General features: G+C 59.8%; 6 protein-coding genes and 1 pseudogene. 3 read left to right on the top strand and 4 right to left on the bottom strand.

From position 1 onward, the window contains the following. A pseudogene (locus ACOI8A_RS04245) lies at nt 1-1,380 on the bottom strand (type IV secretion protein Rhs); the annotation flags it as partial. 249 nt (nt 1,381-1,629) lie between these two features. Between ACOI8A_RS04245 and ACOI8A_RS04240 the strand changes: the two are divergent. Then, nucleotides 1,630-2,325: an HAD-IA family hydrolase gene (locus tag ACOI8A_RS04240; protein WP_420648835.1), complete on the top strand. Its 696-nt coding sequence runs from the start codon at nt 1,630-1,632 to the stop codon at nt 2,323-2,325. A gap of 74 nt (nt 2,326-2,399) precedes the next feature. On the opposite strand, the gene ACOI8A_RS04235 is transcribed toward ACOI8A_RS04240, so the two are convergent. Continuing rightward, nucleotides 2,400-3,146, bottom strand: coding sequence for a 3-oxoacyl-ACP reductase family protein (locus ACOI8A_RS04235; protein ID WP_420648828.1), 747 nt, complete (start codon nt 3,144-3,146; stop codon nt 2,400-2,402). A gap of 126 nt (nt 3,147-3,272) precedes the next feature. Here ACOI8A_RS04235 and ACOI8A_RS04230 point away from each other — a divergent pair, with 126 nt between their 5' ends. Then, entirely contained in the window at nt 3,273-4,196 is a 924-nt protein-coding gene (locus ACOI8A_RS04230) for a LysR family transcriptional regulator (protein WP_420648827.1), read from the top strand. Nucleotides 4,197-4,220: 24 nt separating this feature from the next. Here ACOI8A_RS04230 and ACOI8A_RS04225 read toward each other — a convergent pair whose 3' ends face one another. Continuing rightward, nucleotides 4,221-4,961: a phosphoadenylyl-sulfate reductase gene (locus ACOI8A_RS04225; RefSeq protein WP_420648826.1), complete on the bottom strand. Its 741-nt coding sequence runs from the start codon at nt 4,959-4,961 to the stop codon at nt 4,221-4,223. Nucleotides 4,962-5,123: 162 nt separating this feature from the next. On the opposite strand from ACOI8A_RS04225, the gene thrH reads away from it, so the two are divergent. Beyond that, nucleotides 5,124-5,741, top strand: coding sequence for a bifunctional phosphoserine phosphatase/homoserine phosphotransferase ThrH (gene thrH, locus ACOI8A_RS04220; RefSeq protein WP_420648825.1), 618 nt, complete (start codon nt 5,124-5,126; stop codon nt 5,739-5,741). 108 nt (nt 5,742-5,849) lie between these two features. Here the strand turns inward: thrH and pabB are convergent, their stop codons facing one another. Further along, nucleotides 5,850-7,193 carry an aminodeoxychorismate synthase component I gene (gene pabB / locus ACOI8A_RS04215; RefSeq protein WP_420648824.1) on the bottom strand — a complete coding sequence of 448 codons (1,344 nt, stop codon included), beginning with the start codon at nt 7,191-7,193 and terminating at the stop codon, nt 5,850-5,852. Between the last annotated feature and the right edge of the window lies 1 nt (nt 7,194).

Raw genomic sequence — 7,194 nt, 5'->3', positions numbered from 1 at the left:
GGTCAACAACTCTTCACCGGTGACCATCGATACCGGGCAACCGTTGGTGCAGGTCGACGCCGCGCAGTCGGCGCTATCCCCGTTGGGATTCTTAGCCTGATCCGATACCTCATCCCGAGGCTCAAGCCGCTCCAGCCGCGTCATGTCTTGTGACTTGTTGCGCGATATCGCCGCCGGGTTGGGCACCGTCAAAACCGGCGCCTCGCCCTGACGAATCTCCAGCGGTACGGTCGGCGTCGGCTTCAACGGCGCCTGCCGCGCATTGACCATCAGCGGTCTCAGCGCATTAGCATGTCGGGTCAGATCGGCCTCAGAGGTCAGCTCAGCCAAACGCAACGCCGCAGCCGCCAGCCACTCCCGCGCGCGCGGTGATTTGATCTTGCCGAGGACTCTGGCGCTCAACAGCAGCTTCACGCCCATGCCGCGCCCAACGCACATCAGCAGAAAGCCAATCAGCAACTCGGCGCGAACTTCCGCTACCACCTCGGCCAGATACTGCGGCGGCAGCATCTTCAACCAACTGGTAAACGCCGCCAGATGAATAAACAGCAGCGGCTCGTCACTGAGCATCAACAAGCCGTTGGCAATGGCCTCGGCAGACGCGTTCAACAGGGCGTTCAGCTCAAGCTCGGACAGGTACGCCAGCAGTTTTTCGCTGTTGGCCTGCAAATCGGCGAGCAGCGCAAACACTTGCTTGACGTCATCCCAGACGCCGTTTAACGCACTCTCAAAACCCCGCCAGTCTGCCTGCTGCAACAAGCCATAACGCTCACTGAACCCGGCACTGGAAAACTCCGCCCACTGCGGCTCAAACCCTGCCCACTCCTCACGCAGCCAGACCTCAAGCCCATCGATCAGCCCTTGGTAGGAGGCGTACAACGCCTTGACGTGATCGGTCGACACATCAGGAAAGAAGGTGATGCGATAACGCTGGCCCCGATTGCAGTCAGTGACCTCGAGAATGCCGCTGGGGCCGATGGTGTGATGCAGCGGTTCGCCGTAGCTCAGGACGCCATCGACCTCTGCAACCAGCGGTTCCAGCATCACCGGCGTATTACCGATCGGCACAAACCGCGCCGCTTCGAACATGTGCACCAAGGTCAGGGGGCCTTGGGCAGGGCACATGAACACCGACGGACTGACCGCTTTACGCGACTTGATCGGAGCCGTCAGCGAAACATCGTTGCCGACCTTGAATACCTGCTCGACATCCAGCGCCGTCCCGGTCCAGAACTGCTCGGCCCAGGCGTCGTAGTTGTTCAAACACAGGCGAAATTCACCGAACAGCGCTTCGGCGTCGGGCTGCTCGGGATTCAGCGCCGCGACCACCAGCAAACCAATGGTGTTATTGAGTTTCAGCAGAGGATCGGGTGGCAGCATTCGCAGTCGCTCGCGCAATTCGATGGAAGGCGCGCAACTGTGCGGGGGATCAAACGGGAAAGAAGTCAGCCAAGTAGGCGGTGGCTGTAGGGTATTTCGCTAATTGCCTGCGACTGTTTTAAACCAAACAGCAGAGATTGCCCGTTGCCCAATGGCGATCACGCTCGTTATGCTGCTGAACCCTTTAATCAGATCCGTGCTGCTGCCTCAACGGCGCGGGGCTGGATGACATTGCTGACGGATCCGATGATGAATGCACCGCTGAAGGCGTTCGGCCCGATCAAGGCCGTGATTTTCGATATGGACGGTTTGCTGCTGGACACCGAGGGCATCTACACCGAGGTCACGTCGATGATTGCGGCGCGTTACGGACGCACATTCGACTGGAGCATCAAACAAAACATCATTGGCCGTGGCGCGGGTGACCTGGCGCGCTACGTGGTTGAAGCACTCGAACTGCCGATCACTGCCGAAGAGTTTCTGGTGATCCGCGAACCGTTGATGCGCGAGCGTTTTCCCACTGCTCAGGCGATGGCGGGGGCAGAGGAACTGGTGCGTCACCTCAAGGCGCACAACATTCCGATTGCGGTCGGTACCAGTTCATCGCGTCAGTCGTTCGCTCAGAAAACCACGTTGCACCGCGACTGGTTTGCACTGTTTGACTTCATCGTTACCGCTGATGACCCGGAGGTCGGCGCGGCAAAACCGGCGCCGGATATCTTCCTGACGGCTGCCCGGCGTTTGGGTGTGGCGCCGGAAGATTGTCTGGTGTTCGAGGACTCGCCATTCGGCGTGACGGCGGCCAAAGCGGCAGGCATGACCGCCATCGCGATTCCTGATGCGGCGATGGCCGATGAAAAATACGCACACGCCGACGGGATTCTTCGTACGTTGAAAGCGTTCACCCCAGCTGCTTGCGGATTGCCGGCGCTGGATTGGGCCTGACGTAACCGCAGCAAAAAACGCCGCCCCTCCATTAAGGAAGGGCGGCGTTTTTCGTTCAGAGTATTTCAGCGGTATCAGGCGCCGAAACCGCCGTCGATGGTCAGGCTGGCACCGGTGATGTAGCCGGCTTCAGGGCCTGCCAGGTAGGCGACGAAGCTGGCGATTTCTTCAGCCTTGCCGTAACGGCCGACCGCCATCAACGGGATCAGGCTGTCGGCGAACTCGCCGTGGGCCGGGTTCATGTCGGTGTCGACCGGGCCGGGCTGCACGTTGTTGATGGTGATGCCGCGTGGGCCGAGATCGCGCGCCAGGCCTTTGGTCAGGCCAACCAGTGCCGATTTGCTCATCGCATACACACTGCCGCCACCGAAGGGCATGCGATCGGCGTTGGTGCTGCCGATATTGATGATGCGCGCGCCTTCGCCCATGTGCTTGGCGGCCTCCTGGGACGCGATGAACACGCTGCGGACGTTGATTGCCAGGGTCTGATCGAAGTCTTCCAGTTTGAAATCTTCCAGCGGCGCGATGGCGAGGATGCCCGCGTTGTTGACCAGGATATCGAGGCGGCCAAAGGCTTCAACGGTGGCAGCCACGGCGCTGCGGATGGCATCGGCGTTGGCACTGTCGGCCTTGATTGCGAGGGCTTTGCCGCCGTTGCCGGTGATGCTGTTCTGCAACTCCTGAGCCTTGGCGTCGGAGCTTACATAAGTGAAGGCAACTGCTGCGCCTTCGGCGGCCAGGCGTTTGACGATGGCGGCGCCGATGCCGCGAGAGCCGCCTTGAATCAGAGCGACTTTACCGCTGAGGTTTTGAGTGGTCATGTGCGATCTCCAGAAATTACAAGGCAGGCTGCCTTGGTGTCGGGGTCGAGTATCTGCCGCCAGCCAGCAACCGTGTAGCCCGAGGTTGCTATAGTCTGTGTAAACCAGAAGTTTATAGTGGCGACCATGGAAACATTCAGTAGTATCGAATGCTTCGTCCGCAGTGCCGAGGTCGGCAGCTTCGCCGAAGCCGCCAGACGCCTCAGTCTGACTCCGGCAGCGGTCGGCAAAAGCGTGGCGAAACTCGAAGCACGTCTTGGCGTAAGGCTGTTTCAGCGCAGTACCCGCAGTTTGACGCTGACCGAGGCCGGGCAACTATTTTTGAGCGAGGTCAGCGCCAGCCTCACCACGATCCAGAATGCTGTGGCGAATCTGGCCAGCGCCGAAGGGCAACCGGCGGGTACGTTGAAAGTCAGCATGGGCACGGTGTTTGGGCGGCTGTACATCGTGCCGTTGCTGGGTGAGTTTCTGCATCGGTTCCCGGCGATCAACCCGGACTGGCATTTCGATAATCGTCAGGTGGATCTGATCGGGCAGGGCTTTGATGCGGCGATTGGCGGCGGTTTTGAACTGCCGCAAGGCGTGGTCGCGCGCAAGCTGACTCCGGCGCATAGGGTATTGGTGGCGTCTCGCGAATATCTGGATAGCCACCCGGCAATTAATCAGCCGGAGGACCTGAAGGATCACGACGGTATTCTGATCCGCTCACCGCAAACCGGCCGCGTGCGCTCGTGGCAGTTGAGCGATCGCAAGCAACAACACAGCCCCTTGATCCTGCGAGTGCGAATGACCATGAGCGATTCCGAGGCCGCTTGCGCCACGGCGGCGCAGGGCTTGGGCATTGCGTTAGTAAGCATGCCGTTTGCCGTTGGTTATCTGGACACCGGGCGTTTACAGCGAGTGTTGCCGGACTGGTACGTCGACGATGGCAACATCTCGATCTATTACGCGGAGCACAAATTGCTGCCCGGCAAAACTCGAGCATTTGTCGATTTCGTCATCGAGCAGTTTGCCGAGCAGGGACTGGCCAAACGCTTCAGTGCAGTCTGAACCCGGCTTGAAACCGGGTGTTGGCTAAGCCTTGGATTTGCCGATGATGTTCCCGGCGTGCAGCCCACACTCTTTTTGCGTGGCTTCTTCCCACCACCAGCGACCTTCGCGCTCGTGCTGGTTTGGCAGCACCGGGCGGGTGCATGGCTCGCAACCGATGCTGATAAAGCCGCGCTCATGCAGGCTGTTGTACGGCAGCTCGAGCATGCGGATGTAGCCCCAGATTTCCTCGCTGGTCATCTGTGCCAACGGGTTGAACTTGTACAGCGTGCGTTCCGGAGTGGAGAACGCGGTGTCGATTTCCAGTACCGCTACCGCGCTGCGGGTGCCCGGGCTCTGGTCACGGCGCTGGCCAGTAGCCCAGGCTTTGACGCCGGACAGTTTACGGCGCAGCGGCTCGATCTTGCGGATCCCGCAGCACTCGCCGTGGCCGTCCTTGTAGAAACTGAACAGGCCTTTTTCCTTCACGAACGGTTCGAGTTTTGTGTAGTCCGGCGACACCAATTCGATGTCGATCTTGTAGTGCTCGCGCACCTGATCGATGAAGCGGTAGGTCTCCGGGTGCAGGCGCCCGGTGTCGAGACTGAAGACTTTGACGTTCTTGTTGAGCTTCCAGGCCATGTCCACCAGCACAACATCCTCGGCGCCGCTGAAAGATATCCACAACTCGTCACCGAACTCGGCGAACGCGAGTTTGAGGATGTCTTGCGCGGATTTGTTGGCATAGGTCGTGGCGAGTTCCACGACGTCGAACGTTGGGCTCATCAGGGCGGCTTCCTACAGGTCGGTGGCGCTGGGCGCTCTATATGGCGGCGATGTTAACAAAAAGTCGCGTGGGCCGGGGCGTGCTGTGCGTTGCACGGGCCGGGTCGAGCCGCTAGAGTTCGGGCTCGCTCGACTCAATAAACATTACAAACGGAGTGTCCTGTGGAAATTGCCTGTCTTGATCTTGAAGGGGTGTTGGTGCCGGAAATCTGGATCGCCTTCGCCGAAAAAACCGGAATCGAATCCCTCAAGGCCACCACCCGGGACATTCCCGATTACGACGTGCTGATGCAGCAGCGCCTGCGCATCCTCGACGAGCACGGCCTGAAGCTCTCGGACATTCAGGAAGTGATCGCCACGCTCAAGCCGCTGGATGGCGCAGTGGAGTTCGTCAATTGGCTACGCGAACGCTTCCAGGTGGTGATTCTGTCGGACACCTTCTACGAATTTTCCCAACCGCTGATGCGTCAGCTGGGCTTCCCGACCTTGCTTTGTCATCGTCTGATTACGGACGACAGCGGGCGGGTCACCAGCTATCAACTGCGTCAGAAAGATCCGAAGCGCCAGTCAGTGTTGGCGTTCAAAAGCCTGTATTACCGGGTGATTGCCGCGGGCGATTCCTACAACGACACGAGCATGCTCGGTGAAGCGGATGCGGGGATTCTGTTTCATGCGCCGGACAATGTGATTCGCGAGTTTCCACAGTTCCCGGCGGTGCATACCTTTGCCGAGTTGAAGCAGGAATTCATCAAGGCCTCGAACCGCAATCTGAGTCTCTAATCACTTTCTGTGGCGAGGGAGCTTGCTCCCGCTCGGCTGCGTAGCAGTCGCACAAATTCTGGGAGCGCTTCGCACTCCAGCGGGAGCAAGCTCCCTCGCCACAGTTAATTAAAGGGTTTGCAGAGTTTGCAGAAGTATCTTCACTTTGGTGATCGACTCCTGATACTCAGCCTGCCAGTCGGAATCGGCCACAATCCCGCCGCCACCCCAGCAACACACCTGCCCATCCTTCACCAGCAAACTGCGAATCGCGATGGAGCTGTCCATCTCGCCGCGTACGTCCAGATACAGTAACGAACCGCAGTACAACCCGCGCCGGGTCGGCTCTAGCTCGTCGATGATCTGCATCGCCCGAATCTTTGGCGCGCCGGTGATCGAACCGCCGGGGAAGCTGCCAGCGATCAGATCCAGCGCATCGCGATCGTCCGCCAGCTCGCCGGTCACGCTGCTGACCAAGTGATGCACATTCGGATAGCTTTCCAGACTGAACAACTCCGGCACCCGCACCGAGCCGATGCGGCAAGTGCGACCGAGGTCGTTGCGCAGCAGATCGACGATCATCAGGTTTTCGGCGCGATCCTTGGGGCTGGCCAGCAACTCGGCGGCGTTGGCGGCGTCTTCGGCAGGCGTCAGACCGCGTGGGCGAGTGCCCTTGATTGGGCGGGTTTCGACCTGGCGCTGGCTGACTTTGACAAAGCGTTCAGGCGACAGACTCAACACCGCGCCGCCGTCGGGCAGGCTCTGGAATCCGGAAAACGGGGTAGGGCACGCTTCGCGCAAGGCGCAATAGGCCAGCCATGGATCGCCTTGGCACGGTGCGCGAAAGCGTTGCGCGAAGTTGACCTGGTAGCAGTCACCCGCCTGAATGTAGTGTTGAATGCGTTCGAAGGCATGACGGTATTGATCTGCCGACAAATCGGCCGTCATCGGACTATTTAACGAAAAAGGCGCCGAAGCCTCTGTCGTCAGTTCAGTGAACAAATCAATCAGCCGGCGCTGCTCGTCGGCACTCACTGAAGGATGAAACACCAATTGGCTGGTGGCCAAAAGATGATCCGAAATCAACGCCCAGTCATACAGACCAAACCGCGCATCCGGCAATTGCAGATCATCCCGCGCCTGACTCGGCAGGTGTTCCAGATGCCGGCCGAAGTCGTAGCTCAGATAGCCGATCAGGCCGCCGGCGAATGGCAGTTCAAAACCGTCAGGCAAATCCGCCTTGCCCAAACGGGCCAGATTATCGCGCAAGCGTTGCAGGAACAGACTGCCGCTTTCATCCGGCAAAACCGCGAGCTGTTCCAGCGGCCAGGCGCTGAGCAAATCATAGCGGCCACGTTCTGCGCTCGGCCGGCCGCTGTCGAGCAGCACGGCGCCGGGGGCATGGCGGATTGCCGCGAAGTACTCGGCGGGGTTGGCGCGATAGGGCAGGGGGTGTACGGAACAGGTCGGCATG

This window comes from Pseudomonas sp. P4795, assembly GCF_048822895.1.
Classification (GTDB): domain Bacteria; phylum Pseudomonadota; class Gammaproteobacteria; order Pseudomonadales; family Pseudomonadaceae; genus Aquipseudomonas.
The sequence above is the reverse complement of the archived record's forward strand: the minus strand, read 5'-3'. Positions and strand labels throughout refer to the sequence as shown.